The following is a 16,339-nucleotide window of genomic DNA, read 5'->3' as shown; positions in this document are numbered from 1 at the left end:
GTGATGCGCACAAAAAACCCGGCCTCGGCCGGGTTTTTTTATGCCTGCATTCAGACCGTCACGTGCAGCCTTACATCCACATTGCCGCGGGTGGCGTTGGAGTAAGGGCAGACCTTGTGCGCCTTCTCCACCAAACCTTCGGCATCGGCCTGGGCCAGGCCCGGCAGGTTGATGTGCAGGTCGATGTCCAGGCCGAAACCACCCGGGATCTGGCCAATGCCCACGTTTGCAGTGATCGAGGCATCGGCCGGCAGGGCTTTTTTCTCTTGCCCGGCGACAAATTTCAGTGCGCCGATGAAGCAGGCCGAGTAGCCGGCCGCGAACATCTGTTCAGGGTTGGTGCCGTCACCGCCCGCGCCGCCCAGTTCTTTGGGGGTGCTCAGCTTGACTTCCAGCTTGCCGTCGCTGGAGCGGGATTTACCGTCGCGCCCGCCAGTGGAGGTGGCTTCTGCGATGTACAGCGGAGTGACCTTTTGCATGTTGAGCCTCGCTAATGTGCTGTGCGCAACCGGGTGGCGGCGGCGCTGGGTAGGTGTGGGATTTAAATTAGCGCGCAATTAGTTTGCGCGCAAGATAAATCATCACCGTTCATCCGAACGGCCATCACACAGCATAGCGCTCAGAGGTTTTTCTGCAGGTTGTCGCGCAGTTCGAGCAGGTCGGCTTGCAGCTGTTTCAGGCGTTCCAGACTGCGCCCGCTGGCCTTGAGGATGCACGGGGGCACCTGTTTGGCCTGTTGTTGCAAATCACGGCCCTTGTCGGTCAGCTGCACCAGTACCACCCGTTCGTCCTCCCGGCTGCGGGTGCGCTTGAGCAGGCCTTCGCTTTCCAGGCGCTTGAGCAGCGGGGTCAACGAGCCAGGGTCGGTGAGCAGGTGTTGGCTGATCTCGCCCACGGTCAAGCCATCCCGCTCCCACAGCACCAGCATGGCCAGGTACTGCGGGTAGGTCAGGCCCAGCGCTTGCAGCAGCGGCTTGTAGACCTTGGTCATCAGCAACGAGGTCGAATGCAGGGCGAAGCAGACCTGGTTGTCCAGCAGCAGCTCGTCACAGGAGGCTTGGGTGTCGGCGTTCATGCAGGTCCTTGGAATAATCAATGGGGAAATCTAGCACGCTGATCATTAGTGCGTTCATTGCCAGCGCAGTTCACTGCGCAGGGCCAGGTCCCAGGGTGGAATGGGGCTGAAACGGCTCTTGAGAAATTCGAGCAGCAAACGGCTGCGAGAGTTCGTTTCATGTGCCAGGCGTAACGCATAAATGCCACTGGACTCGGCGGCTGGCAGGCCACCTTCGCAAAACAGCGGGACCAGTTCGCCGCGCAGCAGGTAGTCGCTGATCAGCCAGGTGGGCAGATGGGCAATGCCCAAACCCGCGAGGGCGCCGAACAGCAGGGTTTCGGCGTTGTTGGCGGCCATGCGCATGCGCGATGGCCGGTACAGGCGGGCCTGGCCGGCCACGCTGAAGCGCCAGGCAAACGGTGGCGCCAGGCCGTCCCAGTCGAGGCCGTCGTGCGCAGGCAACTCGCTGGGGCACGCCGGTACGCCTCGGCTGGCCAGGTAGGCCGGGCTGGCGCAGGCGATGCGCACCATGTAGGCCAGCGGTGTGGCGACCAAGCGCGTGTCGGCCAGGGGGCCTGCACGCAATACCAGGTCGACTTCGCCAAGGTGGCTGCCCTGCATGTCGACGAAGCTGTCGATCAGGCGTAGGTGCACGTCCAGTCCGGGGTAGGCCACGAGGAAGTCGGCGATGGCCGGGGCGAGGTGGCGACGGCCAAACGCGGCGGGGGCGTCGATGCGGATGAGGCCTTCCGGGGCGCTGCTCAACGAGACAGCTTCGGCGCGGGCCAGGCGCAGCTCCTCGATGATGCGTCGTGCGCGTTCGGCAAAAGCGTTGCCGGCCGGGGTGGCACGCACCGCGTGGGTGCTGCGGGTGAACAGCCGGCTGCCCACGGCGCTTTCGAGGTTGTCGATGCGCCGGGCAACGGCCGAGGGTGTCAACGGGTGGCGCCGCGCGGCGGCAGAGAAGCTGCCGGTTTCCAGCACGTCGAGAAACAGGCTGAGTTGGTCGGTGAGGATATCGGGGTTCATGGTGGCTCGGCTTTGCATAAAACGCACAGCCATTGTGCGCTGCTGTGCGTTTCCCCACCAGCCCCGACTCGGTAGCATGCTCACCATTGCAAGCGAGAGGCGCAGAGGCCCTGATGATCGAGTGGTTGTTGTATATCGCGTTGGGCGCTGCCCTGGGCACCATGGGTGGTTTGTTCGGGATTGGTGGGGGGTTGATTGCAATCCCGGCGCTGGGGGTGTTGTTCGGCTTGGACCAACAGCTGGCGCAGGGCACTGCGTTGGTGATGGTCGTGCCGAATGTGTTGCTGGCGCTGTGGCGCTACCACCAGCGCAACCGCATCGAGCTGCGCCATGCGCTGCCGTTGGCACTGTGCAGTTTCCTGTTCGCCTGGCTGGGGTCGATTTGGGCGGTGGGCATCGATGCCCAGTCCATGCGGCTGGGCTTTGTCGGCTTTCTGGTGGCGCTGGCGGTGTGGAACGTGGCGCGGATGTTCCTCAAGGTCGCGCCGCCCAGCCCTGAACTGCGTTACGCCTGGCCGTGGCTGGGCGTGCTGGGCAGTTTTGCCGGGACCATGGGTGGGTTGTTCGGGGTAGGGGGCGCGGTAGTCGCCACGCCTATTCTGACCAGTGTGTTCGGGACCACGCAGGTGGTGGCGCAGGGGTTGTCGCTGGCGTTGGCGGCGCCCAGTACGACGGTGACCCTGTTGACCTATGGCGTGCACCAGAGTGTTGATTGGGGGGTAGGGATCCCCTTGGCGGTGGGTGGGCTGCTCAGCATCAGCTGGGGGGTGAGGTTGGCGCATGCCCTGCCAGAGAAGGTGTTGCGGGCGATGTTTTGTGCGTTTCTGGTGGTGTGTGCGGTGATGTTGGGGTTTGAGCTTTGAGCGTACATGCTGCAGCCATCTCCCTGTAGGAGCAGCCTTGCGCTGCGAAGAGGCCCGTCCAAGCAGCGCAAAATGTCGCTGAAATCACCGGCCTCTTCGCAGCACAAGGCTGCTCCTACACAAAGCTATGGCTGCCACTGATCTATTTGAACCCTTCGACGATGTAATCGGCCATGCAATCGGTGATCGGGGACGGGTGCTGCGTGCTGCGCACCAGCATCACATTGGCCACCGGCAACTGCGGCAGCCCGTCGCTCTCCCCCAAAATCCGTATGTTGCCGCCGATCAGGCTCTGTAACTGCGCGGTTACCGCCAACCCGGCAGTGACGATGGCAAAGATCGCCGCCAGGCTTGGGCTGGTGTAGGCAATGCGGTAGTCGATGCCTTGCGCTTCTAGCGCATTGCAGGTCCAGGCGCGGCAAAAACAGTCGGTGTTGAACAGCGCCACCGGCATGGGCCGTTGCTCCTGCGGGCAAAACCCTTCGGCTGCTGCCCACACCAGCCGTTCCTGGCGCAACAGCTGGCCGACTTCGTTGCCCGGTTCGCGGGTGACGATGGTCAGGTCCAGGTCCTGACGCAGCATCAATTGCTTTGACGAATCGCAATGCACCTCCACCTGCACCAGCGGGTAAGCCTGGGCAAAACTCGACAGGATGGTCGGTAGAAAGCGCATGGCGTAATCGTCGGGTGTGCCGATGCGTACCACCCCGACCATGTGCGGCATGCGCAAGGTATTGAACACTTCGCCGTGCAGCTTGAGGATGCGCCGGGCATAGCCAAGCAGTACCTGCCCTTCAGCGGTGAGGCGTACCTGGCGGCCCTCGCGCTCGAACAGCTGGCGCTGCAGGATGTCTTCCTCCAGGCGTTTCATTTGCATGCTGACCGCCGACTGGGTGCGGTTGACCACCTCGCCGGCGCGGGTGAAACCGCCTTGCTCGGCAATGGCGACGAAGGTGCGCAACACGTCGGCATCAAGGCTTTGATACTGGGACATTGCATCAATCTCCGAGATGCATGGCATCAGAAACATTCGTTGGATTGATCTTAAGCCCGGCGCGAGACTGGAGCCATCAACACGGAGGGCTTCACGATGAAAGGTCATGTCAGCAGCATCCAGCAACCTGCCTTTTCCCTGAACCACCTGTGGCACGCAGCCCTGCAGCGCCCGGCGCGTTGGTGGGAGCTGTACCGTCAGCGCCAGGAGCTGGCCAGCCTCAGCGATGCGACATTGCACGACCTGGGCTTGAGCCGGGCGGATATCCAGCAAGAGGCCGAGCGGCACTTCTGGGATGATCCGCTGCGCAAATAGGCCGTTTTTTGTAGGTGCGGCGGTTTAGCGACGCACCTGCTTGAGGGTTTCGGCAATCAGAAACGCCAGTTCAAGCGACTGATCGGCATTCATGCGGGGGTCGCAATGGGTGTGGTAACGGTCCGACAGGCCGTCTTCGGTGATCGGGCGGGCGCCGCCGATGCATTCGGTGACGTTCTGCCCGGTCATCTCGATGTGAATCCCGCCCGCATGGCTGCCTTCGGCCTGGTGCACCTGGAAGAACTGCTTCACCTCATCGAGGATCTGCGCAAAGTCACGGGTCTTGTAGCCGCTGCTGGCCTTGATGGTGTTGCCGTGCATGGGGTCGGAGCTCCACAGCACCTTGCGCCCCTCGCGCTCGACAGTGCGGATCAACCCTGGCAGGTGGTCGCCGACCTTGTTGGCGCCCATGCGCACGATCAGGTTGAGCCGGCCGGGGTCGTTGCTCGGGTTGAGGGTGTCGATCAGGCGGATCAGTTCTTCGGGATTCATGCTGGGGCCGACCTTTACCCCGATCGGGTTGTGCACCCCGCGCAGGAACTCGACATGGGCGCCGTCGAGCTGGCGCGTGCGGTCGCCGATCCACAGCATGTGCGCCGAGCAATCGTAGTAGTCGCCGGTCAGGCTGTCCTGGCGCACGAAAGCTTCTTCATAGTTGAGCAGCAGCGCTTCGTGGGCGGTGAAGAAGCTGGTCTCGCGCAGTTGCGGCGCGCTGTCCAGCCCGCAGGCGCGCATGAAGGCCAGGGTCTCGTCGATACGGTTGGCCAGTTGATGGTACTTGTCGGCCAACGCCGAGTTGGCGATGAAGTCCAGGTTCCACTTGTGCACCTGGTGCAGGTCGGCAAAGCCACCCTGGGCAAAGGCGCGCAACAGGTTGAGGCTGGCGGTGGCCTGGTGGTAGGCCTGCAGCAGGCGGTCCGGGTCGGGGATACGGCTTTTTTCATCAAAGCCGATGCCGTTGACGATATCGCCACGGTAGGCGGGCAGGGTGACGTTGCCGATGGTCTCGTCGCCCGCGGAGCGCGGCTTGGCAAATTGCCCGGCCATGCGCCCGACCTTGACCACCGGGCAGCCGGCAGCAAAGGTCATGACGATGGCCATCTGCAGCAGCACCTTGAACGTGTCGCGGATCTTCGCGGCGGAAAACTCGGCAAAGCTCTCGGCGCAGTCGCCGCCCTGCAACAGGAACGCGCGGCCTTCGGTGACCTCGGCGAACTGCCGGCGCAGCTCGCGGGCCTCGCCCGCGAACACCAGCGGCGGGTAGCTGGCCAAGGTCTGTTCGACCTTGAGCAGGTGCGCGGCGTCGGGGTAGGTCGGTTGCTGCTGGATAGGCAGGGCACGCCAGCTGTCAGGGCTCCACGGTGCGTTCATTTCGGGCTCGATCTTGTGGGTTGTAGGCTTTGGGTCATGGTAACAGTTGCCGCCGCGCTTGTTGCATCGGGGGTGTTGGCGGACAATGCGCGTTTTTGCACGGGCGAGTGGCGGACATGACGGCGGAACGGGAAGAGCGGCTACTGGCACGGGTCGAAGATGCCTTTGGCGTCATCAGCGTGTACGAGGTGGACGACTACCGTTTTCTCGAATTCGGCGACGCGATCGAGCAGAGCTGCGTGTTCACCGCCGACCCCAGCTGGCTGGAATATGACTACACCCGCGCCATGCTGGTCGGCGCCTTGTGCCACGCGCAGCCCGAGAGTGCGCTGTTTCTGGGGCTGGGCGCCGGCACGCTGACCCAGGCCTGCATGAAATTTCTGCCGCTGGACGATATCGAAGCCATCGAGCTGCGCCCCGACGTGCCGCGCCTGGCCATGGAATACCTGGGCCTGGACGATGACCCGCGCCTGTATGTGCGGGTGGGCGATGCCATCGAGCTGCTGCCCAGCGCAGAAAAGGCCGACCTGGTCTTCGTCGACCTGTACACCGACTTTGGCCCGGGTGTCGGGCATTTGGCGTGGGGGTTTCTGGACAACTGCCAGAAGCAGCTCAACCCTGGGGGGTGGCTGGTGATCAACCAGTGGGCCAGCGATGACGGCAGGCCGCTGGGCGCGGCGCTGCTGCGCGGCTTGTACCACCGGCATTATTGGGAGTTGCCGGTGAAGGAGGGTAACGTGATCCTCTTGGTGCCGGCGGACCTTGAGCAAACGCTGGACATGCAAGGGCTGCGGGCGCGTGCCGAGGCGCTGGCGCCGCAGTTGGGGTATAGCCTTGACGGGCTGATAAAAGAAATTCGGCCTGCTACCTGAGCTGCTGACATCCCCTTGTAGGCTGCGCCTACAAGGGGGTGTGAATTAACGATTCAGCCCGTGGTCGCTAGTGGCTACCTGGTGGCTCCGGTCTACTGAAAATTTTCCTCACGTAACCCATTAATTCGGGTATAGTACGCGCCGGTCTTTTAGCGGACCTCAAAATCAGGTGGTGCAAATCCTCCGAGTCCAGCTTCGGCTGCACGTCCGCTAGGCGGACCTTCCCAAGTTTTTCTTTTTCAATCGTTTTCGCAAATCCCCGCCGCCAAAGCTGCCTGGGTGACCTTCTGGTCTTTCAAGGCATGTGCAGCTTTGGAGCATGGGTCTTTGCGGATGCACCTAGAGGCAGACCCATGACCCAGGAAACCGGCGGATTCGCCGCTCTCGATCTCAATCCGAATATTGTTGCTGCTGTACTGGCTACCGGCTATGAAGAGCCGTCCGCCATTCAGCATCAGTCGATCCCGATCATCCTCGCCGGTCACGACATGATCGGCCAGGCGCAGACTGGCACCGGCAAGACCGCTGCCTTCGCCCTGCCGATCCTCAACAAGATCGACGTGAGCAAGCGCGAACCGCAAGCCCTGATCCTGGCGCCAACCCGTGAGTTGGCGCTGCAAGTTGCTACCGCTTTCGAAACCTACGCCAAGCAGATGCCGGGCGTTAACGTGGTCGCTGTTTACGGTGGTGCCCCGATGGGCCCACAGCTGCGTGCCATCCGTAACGGCGCGCAAATCGTCGTCGCTACCCCAGGCCGTCTGTGCGACCACCTGCGTCGTGACGAAAAAGTCCTGTCGACCGTACAGTACCTGGTACTGGACGAAGCCGACGAGATGCTCAAGCTGGGCTTCATGGATGACCTCGAAGTGATCTTCGACGCAATCCCAGCTAGCCGTCAGACCGTCCTGTTCTCCGCAACCCTGCCGTCGTCGATCCGCTCGATCGCCGAACGTCACCTGCGTGAACCCAAGCACGTCAAGATCCAGAGCAAGACCCAGACCGTTACCGCGATCGACCAGGCTCACCTGATGGTCCATGCCGACCAGAAGATCCCGGCTGTTCTGCGTCTGCTGGAAGTTGAAGAGTTCGACGCGCTGATCGCCTTCGTGCGTACCAAGCAAGCCACCCTGGACCTGGCCGCCGCGCTGGAAGCCAAGGGCTACAAGGCTGCTGCGCTGAACGGCGACATCGCCCAGAACCAGCGTGAGCGCGTCATCGACTCGCTCAAGGATGGCCGCCTGGACATCGTCGTCGCCACCGACGTCGCTGCCCGTGGTCTGGACGTACCGCGCATCACGCACGTGTTCAACGTCGACATGCCGTACGACCCAGAGTCCTACGTTCACCGTATCGGCCGTACCGGCCGTGCCGGTCGCGAAGGCCGTGCACTGCTGCTGGTCACCCCGCGTGAGCGCCGCATGCTGCAAGTGATCGAGCGTGTTACCGGGCAGAAAGTTGCCGAAGCACGCCTGCCCAATGCCCAGGCCGTTCTGGATGCTCGCATCAAGAAACTGACCTCGAGCCTGGCGCCGCTGGTGGCCGAATCGGAAGCCAGCCATGGCGACCTGCTCGACCGTCTGACCACCGACCTGGGTTGCAGCCCGCGTGCCCTGGCTTCGGCCTTGCTGCGCAAAGCCACCAATGGTCAGGCGCTGGACCTGGCTGCCGTAGAGCGCGAGCAGCCGCTGGTACCGGGCGTTGGTGCACCGCGTGAGCGTACCGGTGAGCGTGCCGAGCGTGGCGAGCGCAGTGACCGTGGTGACCGTGAGCGTCGTGCGCCAATGCCGCTGGCTGAAGGCCGCGTGCGTTGCCGTACTGCCCTGGGTGCCCGTGACGGCATCGCTGCCAAGAACCTGTTGGGTGCGATCCTCAACGAAGGCGGCCTGGCCCGTGACGCTATCGGCCGTATCCAGGTACGCGACAGCTTCAGCCTGGTTGAGCTGCCGGAAGATGGCCTGGAGCGTCTGCTGTCCAAGCTCAAGGACACCCGCGTGGCTGGCAAGCAGCTGAAGCTGCGTCGCTACCGCGAAGATTGATCCTGGCGTAATAAAAAAATCCCCGGCCTGAGCCGGGGATTTTTTTTGCCTGCATGAAGCGCACAAGGCCCCTTGTAGGAGCAGCCTTGCGCTGCGAAGAGGCCAGTGCAAGCAGCGAGCATTCACTGTGCTTGCACCGGCCTCTTCGCAGCACAAGGCTGCTCCTACAGGGGGTCGGTGTTTCAGTCGAACCTGTAGATATCCATCCCCAGTGCCCCCAAGGTGAACCCCTGGTGGACGATGCCGAACGTGCCCCCAGCCCCGAGGGCAAAAAACAGCGGTAGCAAATGCTCATCACTGGGATGGTTACGCACCGCAAACGGTGCCGCTTGCCGGTAACCCACCAGCGCATCCCGGTCATCCTCCTGCAGCCGCGCCACCACCCAATCCCGAAACGCCAGCGCCCAAGGCTCTATCACATCCGGCCCGGCGTGCCAGTCCAGTTCGCCTAGGTTATGGGTAATGCTTCCCGAGCCCACCAGCAGTACCCCCTGCGCGCGCAACCCTGCCAGTGCCTGGCCAACCTTGAGCTGCAAGGCAGGCCCTAGCTGACTGGGTAGCGACACCTGGAGCACCGGGATGTTGGCGCCCGGGTACATCAGCGATAACGGCACCCAGGCGCCATGGTCGAACGGCCGGTGCGCATCGGTGCGCGCCGGCAAGCCGGCAGCGCCCAGCAATGCGCACACCTGCTCGGCCAGCGCAGGGGCACCCGGTGCCGGGTACTGCACGGCATACAGCGCCTGGGGGAAGCCGTGGAAGTCGTGCCAGGTCTCGGGCTGCTGGCTGCCGGTCACCAGCAGCTCACGGCTTTCCCAGTGCGCCGACACCACTACGATCGCCTTGGGTTGCGGCAGGGCGTTGGCCAACCCGGCCAGGGCCGGCCCGCTGGCGCCCGGCTGCAGGGCAAGCATGGGGGAACCATGGGAAATGAACAGGCTGGGCAGCATGGTGATGTCCTGAGGGTTAAGATGCAGTCATCTTCGATCAGTTACCGATCGAAATCCAAACCAAGTTTTCTGCGCTATGTATCGAAGCGCTTGATAAGTACAGGAGCAACCATGGAGCCAGCGTTCTGGCACAAACGATGGGCCGACAACCAGATCGGCTTCCATCAAGCGCAGGTCAACCCCTACCTGCAAGCGCACTGGCCAGTGCTGGCGCTGCCGGCTGGCAGCCGTGTGCTGGTGCCGTTGTGTGGCAAGAGCCTGGACCTGGCCTGGCTGGCAGGGCAGGGGCATCGGGTGCTGGGGGTGGAGCTGTCGCGGCGGGCAGTGGAGGGCTTTTTCCAAGAGCACGGGCTTGAGGCTGAAGTCTCGCAGAAGGGCGCGTTCGAGGTTTGGAGAAGCGCCGAGGTGGAGCTGTGGTGCGGGGACTTCTTTGCCTTGCGGGCCGAGGATGTGGCCGATTGCGCGGGGTTCTATGACCGTGCGGCGTTGATTGCTTTACCGCCCGAGATGCGCCTGCGCTACATGCGGCTGTTGGCTGACGTGCTGCCAGCGGGGTGCCAAGGGCTGTTGGTGACGCTGGATTATGACCAGGCGCTGTTGGCTGGCCCGCCGTTTTCGGTCGCCGATGATGAGGTGCGGCACGGCTTTGCCGGTCGGCAGGTGGAGCCGCTGGAGGTGCTGGAAATCATTGAGCAGAGCCCGAAGTTTGCCCAGGCCGGTGCTACCAGCCTGCTCGAGCGGGTGTATCGCATAGGCCTCTGAAGGGGACCACCCACAAAAAAGGGCGACCGAAGTCGCCCTTTTTTGTTTTTGCTGGGTGAATCAACCGCGACGGCGCAGCGCCTCGATACGGTCTTCCAGCGGCGGGTGGCTCATCAGCAGCCCGGCCAGGCCGTGCTTGAGGCCGCCATTGATGCCGAAGGCCTTCATGGTGTCCGGCATATGGACTGGCAGGCCTTGCTCCACACGCAGGCGCTGCAGGGCGCCGATCATCGCGGCCGTGCCGGCCAGTTGTGCGCCGGCTTCGTCGGCACGGTACTCGCGGCGGCGCGAGAACCACATGACGATCATGCTGGCCAGGATGCCCAGGATCAGCTCGGCAACGATGGTCGCGACGTAGTAAGCAATACCCTGGCCTTCTTCGTTCTTGAAGATGACCTTGTCGACGAAGTTGCCGATGATGCGGGCAAAGAACATCACGAAGGTGTTCACCACGCCCTGCACCAGCGCCAGGGTGACCATGTCACCGTTGGCCACGTGGCCGATCTCGTGGGCCAGCACCGCACGCACTTCATCGGGCGAGAAACGCTCCAGCAGCCCTTGGGACACCGCTACCAGGGCATCGTTGCGGTTCCAGCCGGTGGCGAAGGCGTTGGCCTCGTAGGCCGGGAAGATACCCACTTCGGGCATCTTGATGCCGGCCTCGCGCGACAGCTCCTCGACCGTTTGCAACAGCCACTGTTCGTGGCGGGTGCGCGGCTGGGAGATGATCTGGGTGCCGGTGCTCATCTTCGCCATCCACTTGGAGATGAACAGCGAGACAAGGGAGCCGGCAAAGCCGAACACGGCGCAGAACACCAGCAGGCTGCTGAGGTTGAGGTCGACCCCGTTGGCGGCCATGAACCCGTTGAAACCGAACAGGCTCAGGGTAATGCTTGCAACCAGCACCACCGCGAGGTTGGTGGCTACAAACAACAGAATGCGCATCATGGTTGTTACGTTCTCCTGACGGATGAGTGTGTTGCTTACTGCGGGGTATATAAGGTGCAAGCCGTGCCGATTCAATCGGGCGACTATTTCAAACTGTGTACGGCGGAGTATGGCAGAGGATGCGGTGGGGGCTGTGAGGTAGAGCGTTGCAGGATGTAAGAAGATTGTTGCAGGGGTGCTTGCCTTGAGTGTTGTGTCGTTTTCAGGATCGAGCGCCGCCCGCGCGGCGCATCGCGAGCAACGCTCGCTCCTACGTTTGTTACTGGCCAGTAACGCCTGTGACAGGCGCGCGCGACCGCCTTGTTTGTTAGACGCGATATTACGCCATGCGCCAAGGCGGTCGCGCGCATTTACCCCAGAAATAACTGGCCCGAAACAAACGTAGGAGCGAGCGTTGCTCGCGATGCGCCGCGTGGGCGGCGCTCGATCTCCGCGCCACCGCAAAAACCCCGTCGAACCCTACTGCGAATACCCTTTCAGGAAATTCCCGATCCGCCCGATCGCCGCTTCCAGGTCGTCCACCCGCGGCAAGGTCACCACGCGGAAGTGGTCCGGCCATGGCCAGTTGAACGCTGTACCTTGCACGATCAGCAGTTTTTCCGACAGCAGCAGGTCTAGTGCGAACTTCTCGTCATTGAGGATCGGGCAGACCTTCGGGTCGATCCGCGGGAACGCATACAGCGCGCCCATCGGCTTCACGCAGCTCACGCCCGGGATGTCGTTGAGCAGCTCGTAGGTGCGGTTGCGCTGCTCCAGCAGGCGGCCTTGTGGCAGCACCAGGTCGTTGATGCTCTGGTAGCCGCCCAGGGCGGTCTGGATGGCATGCTGGGCCGGCACGTTGGCGCACAGGCGCATGTTGGCCAGCATGTCGATGCCTTCGATGTAGCTCTGGGCGTGGTGCTTGGGCCCCGAGATGATCAGCCAGCCGGAACGGAAACCCGCCACCCGGTACGACTTGGACAGGCCGTTGAAGGTCAGGCACAGCAGGTCGGGGGCCAGCGAGGCGGTGCTGATGTGCACGGCTTCGTCGTAGAGGATCTTGTCGTAGATCTCGTCGGAGAACACCACCAGGTTGTGCTGGCGCGCCAGCTCCAGCATGCCCAGCAGCAGCTCCTTGGAGTACACCGCGCCGGTCGGGTTGTTCGGGTTGATGATCACCAGGGCCTTGGTGTTCGGGGTGATCTTGGCCTTGATGTCTTCAAGGTCAGGGAACCAGTCGGCCTGTTCGTCGCACAGGTAGTGCACCGGCTTGCCGCCAGCCAGGCTCACTGCGGCGGTCCACAGTGGGTAGTCGGGGGCCGGGATCAGCACTTCGTCGCCGTTGTTGAGCAGCGCCTGCATCGACATGACGATCAGCTCGGACACGCCGTTACCGAGGTAGATGTCCTCGATGGTGACGCCTTCGATTTCCTTCTGCTGGCAGTACTGCATCACCGCCTTGCGCGCGCTGAACAGCCCTTTGGAGTCGCTGTAGCCCTGCGCGGTGGGCAGGTTGCGGATCACATCCTGGAGGATTTCGTCCGGCGCCTCGAAGCCAAACGGCGCCGGGTTGCCGATGTTCAGCTTGAGGATGCGGTGGCCTTCCTCCTCCAGGCGTTTGGCGTGCTTGAGCACTGGGCCGCGAATGTCGTAGCAGACATTGGCGAGCTTGTTCGATTTGCTGAACTGCATGATGGGGTCCCGGTTGAGAATACGCACCGCGCCCTTTCGAAAGGTTTGAAAGGGCAGGAAGCGGGTGCCAGACTGAACGCCTGGCACACGAAGCCAACTAATATACGTGCCACCCGCGTTACGGAAAAGACGGCGCGGGGTGAAATTAAGCCTGTCGAGGTCCCTACATGCAAAAGATCGAGAAGACACTTGAACAATGGCGGTCGATGCTCGACCCCGAGCAGTACCAGGTGTGCCGCCTCAAAGGCACCGAGCGGCCGTTCAGCGGCAAGTACAACAGCGAGCGCCGTGATGGTATCTACCATTGCATCTGCTGCAGCCTGCCGCTGTTCGATGCGCAAACCAAGTTCGATTCCGGCTGCGGCTGGCCGAGCTTCTACGCGCCGATCGAAGACAGCGCGATGATCGAGATTCGCGACACCACCCACGGCATGATCCGCACCGAAGTCACCTGCGCCCGCTGCGATGCGCACCTGGGCCACGTGTTCCCCGACGGGCCACCCCCGACCGGCCTGCGCTATTGCATCAACTCGGTGTGCATCGACCTTCGACCACGTGACTGACCGGAGCCTGAACATGGCTGGATCGATGCTGGACATCCCTTGCGTGACCCTGAGCGGCGAGCACAAGAAGCTCGGTGACTTCCCAGGCAAAGTCCTGTTGGTGGTCAATACCGCCAGCCAGTGCGGCTTTACCCCGCAATACAAAGGCCTGGAGCAGCTGTGGCAGGCCTACCGCGAGCGCGGCCTGGTGGTGCTGGGCTTCCCCTGCAACCAGTTTGGCAAGCAAGAGCCGGGCGAAGCGCGGGACATCGCGCAGTTTTGCGAGCGCAATTTTGGCGTGAGCTTCCCGCTGTTTCGCAAGGTCGAGGTCAACGGGCCGGGTGCTCACCCGCTGTTCGTCGAGCTCAAGCAGCGCGCCCCCGGCTTGCTGGGTAGCCAGAAGATCAAGTGGAACTTCACCAAGTTCCTGGTCGACCCGGCCAGCGGCCAGGTCACGCGCTACGCGCCGACCACCAAGCCCCAGGCACTGGAAGCAGACATCGAGCGCCTGCTCAGCCGCTGATCGGCACCCAGTGCTCGACCAGCGCCAGCAGTTCTTCGCGGCGGAACGGCTTGGCCAGGTAGTCGTTCATGCCCGCCGCCCGGCAGCGTTCGCGCTCTTCGGGCATGGCATTGGCGGTGAGCGCGACGATTGGCAAGTCTGGCCAGCGGCCGCTCTGGCGGATGCGTCGGCTGGCTTCGTAGCCGTCCATCACCGGCATGTTGCAGTCCATCAGCACCAGGTCGAAATCCTCTTGTTCTAGCCACGCCAGGGCCTCGGCGCCCTGGGTAGCCAGCTGTACCTGGCAGCCGAGCTTGGCCAGCATGCCCTTGGCCACCAGTTGGTTCACCGGGTTGTCCTCCACCAGCAGAATCCGTGCACGGCCTTCTTCCGGGGAGGTGTGCGGGTTGGCCAGCGGGTGCTCGGGCTCGTGGCCTTGCAGGATGCGCCGCAGCGTCTTGTACAGCGCGTTGCGCGCCAGTGGCCGGGCCAGTTGGTGCAGCGGTGCAAGGTTGATGGATTGCTCATTGGGCAGGAAATTGCCGTAGGCCGTCACCAGCAGGATGGGCGTCTTCAGTGCAGGGCGCAGTGCCAGCAGGTGCTCCAGGTCGTCGGTGATCAGCAGGTCGAACGCTGCAGTGTGAAGGCCTGCGCTGCTGTCGTGCCGTTGGTACGCCAGGCCCCAGGCGGGCAGCAGGTCTTGCAGCAGCTCATGCAGCCCGCTGCTGGCATCGCTCAGGGCCACCACGCGGCCCTGCAGCGGCGCCGGCGGGATGGCTTCAGTGTGCACGGCCAGTGGCAGCTCTGCGCTGAAGCGGCTGCCAAAGCCTGGTTCGGACTGGATATGCAGGTGCCCCTGCATCGCCTTGCACAGGTTGCGCGTCAGTGCCAGGCCCAGGCCGGTGCCGCCGTACTGGCGGGTGATGCCAGCGCCAGCCTGGGTGAAGGGTTGGAAAATTCGCGCCTGCGCCTCCTCGGGGATGCCGATGCCGGTATCGCGCACTTCCAGGCGCACACCGCCGACAATCGTCACCAGGCGGATGTCGACGCGGCCGAAGCGGGTGAACTTGAGCGCGTTGGACAAGAGGTTGCTGACGATCTGGCGCACCCGTGTCGGGTCGCCGAGCACGCTGCTGGGGAAGTCGCGGGCGATCAGGCAGGTCAGCTCGACGCTTTGCGCGGTGTTCTGCGACAGCAGGTTGGCGGTGTCCTCGACCATCGAGCCCATGTCGAAGGCAATGCGTTCCAGCTCCAGCTGGCCGGCATCGAACTTGGACAGGTCGAGAATATCGTTCAGCAGCTCCACCAGCACCTTGCCCGAGTCGTGGGCGATGGTCATCTGCTGGCGCTGTTCACTGGGCAGCGGGCTGTCCAGGGCCAGGGCGATCATGCCGAGCATGCCGTTGAGCGGGGTGCGGATCTCGTGGCTCATGTTGGCCAGGAAGGCCGCGCGCGCCTGGGCCATGTCCAGGGCCCGGCGCCGGGCTTCTTCGAGCTCTTGGTTGGTCAGGCTCAAGCTGCTGTTGCTGGCCTTGAGCTGGTCGGTGCGCGCCGACACGATGTCTTCCAGCTCGTTCAGGTACTGGGTCAGGCGGTTTTCGGCGTTACGCCGCTGCTCGATCTCGGTGGCCATGCTGATGAACTGCTGGTTGGCGACTTTGACCAGCACGCCGATCTCGTCGTGTTCGTGGCCGTGGGGGCATTCCAGGCGGGTTTGCCGCGGCTTGCGCGGGTCGCTGCCGCTGAGCGCGCCAATCACGGTCACCAGCGGTTTGGTCAGCATCATGTAGAACAGCGCCAGCAGGATCCCGGTCAGCACCAGGCTGCGGGCAAAGCCGTTGAACAAGGTAATGCCGGCGCGGTCGAGGAAGCGGCTGCCGAAGGCGAAGGTGTCGACGTCCAGATACAGGGTGCCCAGGTATTCATTGGGCATATGGGCGAGAAACAGGCGGTCTTGAAGCTGGCGCTGCTCGCCGAACAGGAAGTCGCTGAGCGGGCGGTAGCGGTCTTCAAGGCGAGGGCGCTCGACGTCGGCCAGCACGGTGTCGTTGTTGTCGATCAGCCGGGCGCGGATCACTGCTGGCGATTGCAGCAGGCCGCGGGTCAGCTCCAGGGCCAGTTCGGCATCGATGTTGTAGGCGATGCGCGAAGCCGGGTTGTGGCTGATTTGCAGCAGTGCACGCACTTCACGGTTGATGGATGCGTCTTCGCTGGCATAATCGATGCCGATCTGGATGAGACTGAGCAATGTTCCCAGGATGAAGCCGACCAGGACTGTCAGCCGGGCTTGCTTGTATGACAGGCGATTGGTGAACTTGATATCCATGAGTCCCGAGCCGGTTTCACGTCCCTTGCGCTGCGCAAGCATAGCCGAATAGCCCCGGCTGCTGGCGGGTCTGTCTGTTCATTTCAGTTGATCGCCAAGCG

16 protein-coding genes are annotated in these 16,339 nt (G+C 63.1%); 7 read left to right on the top strand and 9 right to left on the bottom strand.

The window, feature by feature from the left end; genetic code table 11:
• Positions 1 to 50 precede the first annotated feature (50 nt).
• The 3 genes from ACMCNM_RS23120 to ACMCNM_RS23110 form a co-directional block, all read right to left on the bottom strand.
• Positions 51 to 479, bottom strand: coding sequence for an organic hydroperoxide resistance protein (locus ACMCNM_RS23120; RefSeq protein WP_027596038.1), 429 nt, complete (start codon positions 477 to 479; stop codon positions 51 to 53).
• A gap of 140 nt (positions 480 to 619) precedes the next feature.
• The gene (locus ACMCNM_RS23115) at positions 620 to 1,075 is read right to left on the bottom strand and encodes a MarR family winged helix-turn-helix transcriptional regulator (RefSeq protein ID WP_027596039.1); all 456 of its coding nucleotides are present in this window, start codon (positions 1,073 to 1,075) and stop codon (positions 620 to 622) included.
• 54 nt (positions 1,076 to 1,129) lie between these two features.
• Positions 1,130 to 2,086, bottom strand: a complete 957-nt coding sequence (locus ACMCNM_RS23110; protein WP_186679531.1) for a LysR family transcriptional regulator — start codon at positions 2,084 to 2,086, stop codon at positions 1,130 to 1,132.
• 113 nt (positions 2,087 to 2,199) lie between these two features.
• Here ACMCNM_RS23110 and ACMCNM_RS23105 point away from each other — a divergent pair, with 113 nt between their 5' ends.
• The gene (locus ACMCNM_RS23105) at positions 2,200 to 2,949 is read left to right on the top strand and encodes a sulfite exporter TauE/SafE family protein (protein WP_186679533.1); all 750 of its coding nucleotides are present in this window, start codon (positions 2,200 to 2,202) and stop codon (positions 2,947 to 2,949) included.
• Between the two features lie 142 nt (positions 2,950 to 3,091).
• On the opposite strand, the gene ACMCNM_RS23100 is transcribed toward ACMCNM_RS23105, so the two are convergent.
• Complete coding sequence (locus ACMCNM_RS23100; RefSeq protein WP_027596042.1) at positions 3,092 to 3,943, bottom strand: LysR substrate-binding domain-containing protein; 852 nt, start codon at positions 3,941 to 3,943, stop codon at positions 3,092 to 3,094.
• 96 nt (positions 3,944 to 4,039) lie between these two features.
• On the opposite strand from ACMCNM_RS23100, the gene ACMCNM_RS23095 reads away from it, so the two are divergent.
• On the top strand, positions 4,040 to 4,258 hold the full coding sequence (locus ACMCNM_RS23095) for a DUF1127 domain-containing protein (RefSeq protein WP_027596043.1): 219 nt from the start codon (positions 4,040 to 4,042) through the stop codon (positions 4,256 to 4,258).
• Positions 4,259 to 4,282: 24 nt separating this feature from the next.
• Here ACMCNM_RS23095 and ACMCNM_RS23090 read toward each other — a convergent pair whose 3' ends face one another.
• Positions 4,283 to 5,629, bottom strand: coding sequence for a class II 3-deoxy-7-phosphoheptulonate synthase (locus ACMCNM_RS23090; protein ID WP_027596044.1), 1,347 nt, complete (start codon positions 5,627 to 5,629; stop codon positions 4,283 to 4,285).
• A gap of 116 nt (positions 5,630 to 5,745) precedes the next feature.
• Here ACMCNM_RS23090 and ACMCNM_RS23085 point away from each other — a divergent pair, with 116 nt between their 5' ends.
• Positions 5,746 to 6,501: a spermidine synthase gene (locus ACMCNM_RS23085; protein WP_099453281.1), complete on the top strand. Its 756-nt coding sequence runs from the start codon at positions 5,746 to 5,748 to the stop codon at positions 6,499 to 6,501.
• A 353-nt stretch (positions 6,502 to 6,854) separates the two neighbouring features.
• Positions 6,855 to 8,537 (top strand): DEAD/DEAH box helicase, encoded by a 1,683-nt coding sequence (locus ACMCNM_RS23080; protein WP_027596046.1) that lies wholly within the window; start codon positions 6,855 to 6,857, stop codon positions 8,535 to 8,537.
• Between the two features lie 182 nt (positions 8,538 to 8,719).
• Here the strand turns inward: ACMCNM_RS23080 and ACMCNM_RS23075 are convergent, their stop codons facing one another.
• Positions 8,720 to 9,487 carry a DODA-type extradiol aromatic ring-opening family dioxygenase gene (locus ACMCNM_RS23075; RefSeq protein WP_186679542.1) on the bottom strand — a complete coding sequence of 256 codons (768 nt, stop codon included), beginning with the start codon at positions 9,485 to 9,487 and terminating at the stop codon, positions 8,720 to 8,722.
• 111 nt (positions 9,488 to 9,598) lie between these two features.
• On the opposite strand from ACMCNM_RS23075, the gene ACMCNM_RS23070 reads away from it, so the two are divergent.
• Positions 9,599 to 10,249, top strand: coding sequence for a thiopurine S-methyltransferase (locus ACMCNM_RS23070; RefSeq protein WP_412765494.1), 651 nt, complete (start codon positions 9,599 to 9,601; stop codon positions 10,247 to 10,249).
• A 60-nt stretch (positions 10,250 to 10,309) separates the two neighbouring features.
• Here the strand turns inward: ACMCNM_RS23070 and htpX are convergent, their stop codons facing one another.
• A complete protein-coding gene (htpX, locus tag ACMCNM_RS23065) occupies positions 10,310 to 11,197 on the bottom strand; it encodes a protease HtpX (protein WP_016715101.1) in 888 nt (295 codons plus the stop codon).
• A gap of 459 nt (positions 11,198 to 11,656) precedes the next feature.
• A complete protein-coding gene (locus tag ACMCNM_RS23060) occupies positions 11,657 to 12,868 on the bottom strand; it encodes a pyridoxal phosphate-dependent aminotransferase (RefSeq protein WP_412765493.1) in 1,212 nt (403 codons plus the stop codon).
• Between the two features lie 167 nt (positions 12,869 to 13,035).
• Between ACMCNM_RS23060 and msrB the strand changes: the two genes are divergently transcribed.
• Both msrB and ACMCNM_RS23050 read left to right on the top strand, forming a co-directional pair.
• Entirely contained in the window at positions 13,036 to 13,431 is a 396-nt protein-coding gene (gene msrB, locus ACMCNM_RS23055) for a peptide-methionine (R)-S-oxide reductase MsrB (RefSeq protein ID WP_027596050.1), read from the top strand.
• Between the two features lie 13 nt (positions 13,432 to 13,444).
• The gene (locus ACMCNM_RS23050) at positions 13,445 to 13,933 is read left to right on the top strand and encodes a glutathione peroxidase (RefSeq protein ID WP_412765492.1); all 489 of its coding nucleotides are present in this window, start codon (positions 13,445 to 13,447) and stop codon (positions 13,931 to 13,933) included.
• Here ACMCNM_RS23050 and ACMCNM_RS23045 read toward each other — a convergent pair.
• On the bottom strand, positions 13,923 to 16,280 hold the full coding sequence (locus ACMCNM_RS23045) for a response regulator (RefSeq protein ID WP_412765491.1): 2,358 nt from the start codon (positions 16,278 to 16,280) through the stop codon (positions 13,923 to 13,925). The two genes, ACMCNM_RS23050 and ACMCNM_RS23045, sit on opposite strands and share 11 nt — an antisense overlap.
• Between the last annotated feature and the right edge of the window lie 59 nt (positions 16,281 to 16,339).

Source organism: Pseudomonas sp. NGC7 (assembly GCF_047159675.1).
GTDB lineage: Bacteria > Pseudomonadota > Gammaproteobacteria > Pseudomonadales > Pseudomonadaceae > Aquipseudomonas > Aquipseudomonas kermanshahensis.
Note: the sequence above shows the minus strand (reverse complement) of the source record. Positions and strands in the feature narration are given on the sequence as shown.

Excerpts from the sequence above, each read along its gene's own strand:
- ACMCNM_RS23120 (WP_027596038.1), bottom strand. The coding sequence starts at position 479 with ATGCAAAAGGTCACTCCGCTGTACATCGCAGAAGCCACCTCCACTGGC.
- ACMCNM_RS23115 (WP_027596039.1), bottom strand. The coding sequence starts at position 1,075 with ATGAACGCCGACACCCAAGCCTCCTGTGACGAGCTGCTGCTGGACAAC.
- ACMCNM_RS23110 (WP_186679531.1), bottom strand. The coding sequence starts at position 2,086 with ATGAACCCCGATATCCTCACCGACCAACTCAGCCTGTTTCTCGACGTG.
- ACMCNM_RS23105 (WP_186679533.1), top strand. The coding sequence starts at position 2,200 with ATGATCGAGTGGTTGTTGTATATCGCGTTGGGCGCTGCCCTGGGCACC.
- ACMCNM_RS23100 (WP_027596042.1), bottom strand. The coding sequence starts at position 3,943 with ATGTCCCAGTATCAAAGCCTTGATGCCGACGTGTTGCGCACCTTCGTC.
- ACMCNM_RS23095 (WP_027596043.1), top strand. The coding sequence starts at position 4,040 with ATGAAAGGTCATGTCAGCAGCATCCAGCAACCTGCCTTTTCCCTGAAC.
- ACMCNM_RS23090 (WP_027596044.1), bottom strand. The coding sequence starts at position 5,629 with ATGAACGCACCGTGGAGCCCTGACAGCTGGCGTGCCCTGCCTATCCAG.
- ACMCNM_RS23085 (WP_099453281.1), top strand. The coding sequence starts at position 5,746 with ATGACGGCGGAACGGGAAGAGCGGCTACTGGCACGGGTCGAAGATGCC.
- ACMCNM_RS23080 (WP_027596046.1), top strand. The coding sequence starts at position 6,855 with ATGACCCAGGAAACCGGCGGATTCGCCGCTCTCGATCTCAATCCGAAT.
- ACMCNM_RS23075 (WP_186679542.1), bottom strand. The coding sequence starts at position 9,487 with ATGCTGCCCAGCCTGTTCATTTCCCATGGTTCCCCCATGCTTGCCCTG.
- ACMCNM_RS23070 (WP_412765494.1), top strand. The coding sequence starts at position 9,599 with ATGGAGCCAGCGTTCTGGCACAAACGATGGGCCGACAACCAGATCGGC.
- htpX (WP_016715101.1), bottom strand. The coding sequence starts at position 11,197 with ATGATGCGCATTCTGTTGTTTGTAGCCACCAACCTCGCGGTGGTGCTG.
- ACMCNM_RS23060 (WP_412765493.1), bottom strand. The coding sequence starts at position 12,868 with ATGCAGTTCAGCAAATCGAACAAGCTCGCCAATGTCTGCTACGACATT.
- msrB (WP_027596050.1), top strand. The coding sequence starts at position 13,036 with ATGCAAAAGATCGAGAAGACACTTGAACAATGGCGGTCGATGCTCGAC.
- ACMCNM_RS23050 (WP_412765492.1), top strand. The coding sequence starts at position 13,445 with ATGGCTGGATCGATGCTGGACATCCCTTGCGTGACCCTGAGCGGCGAG.
- ACMCNM_RS23045 (WP_412765491.1), bottom strand. The coding sequence starts at position 16,280 with ATGCTTGCGCAGCGCAAGGGACGTGAAACCGGCTCGGGACTCATGGAT.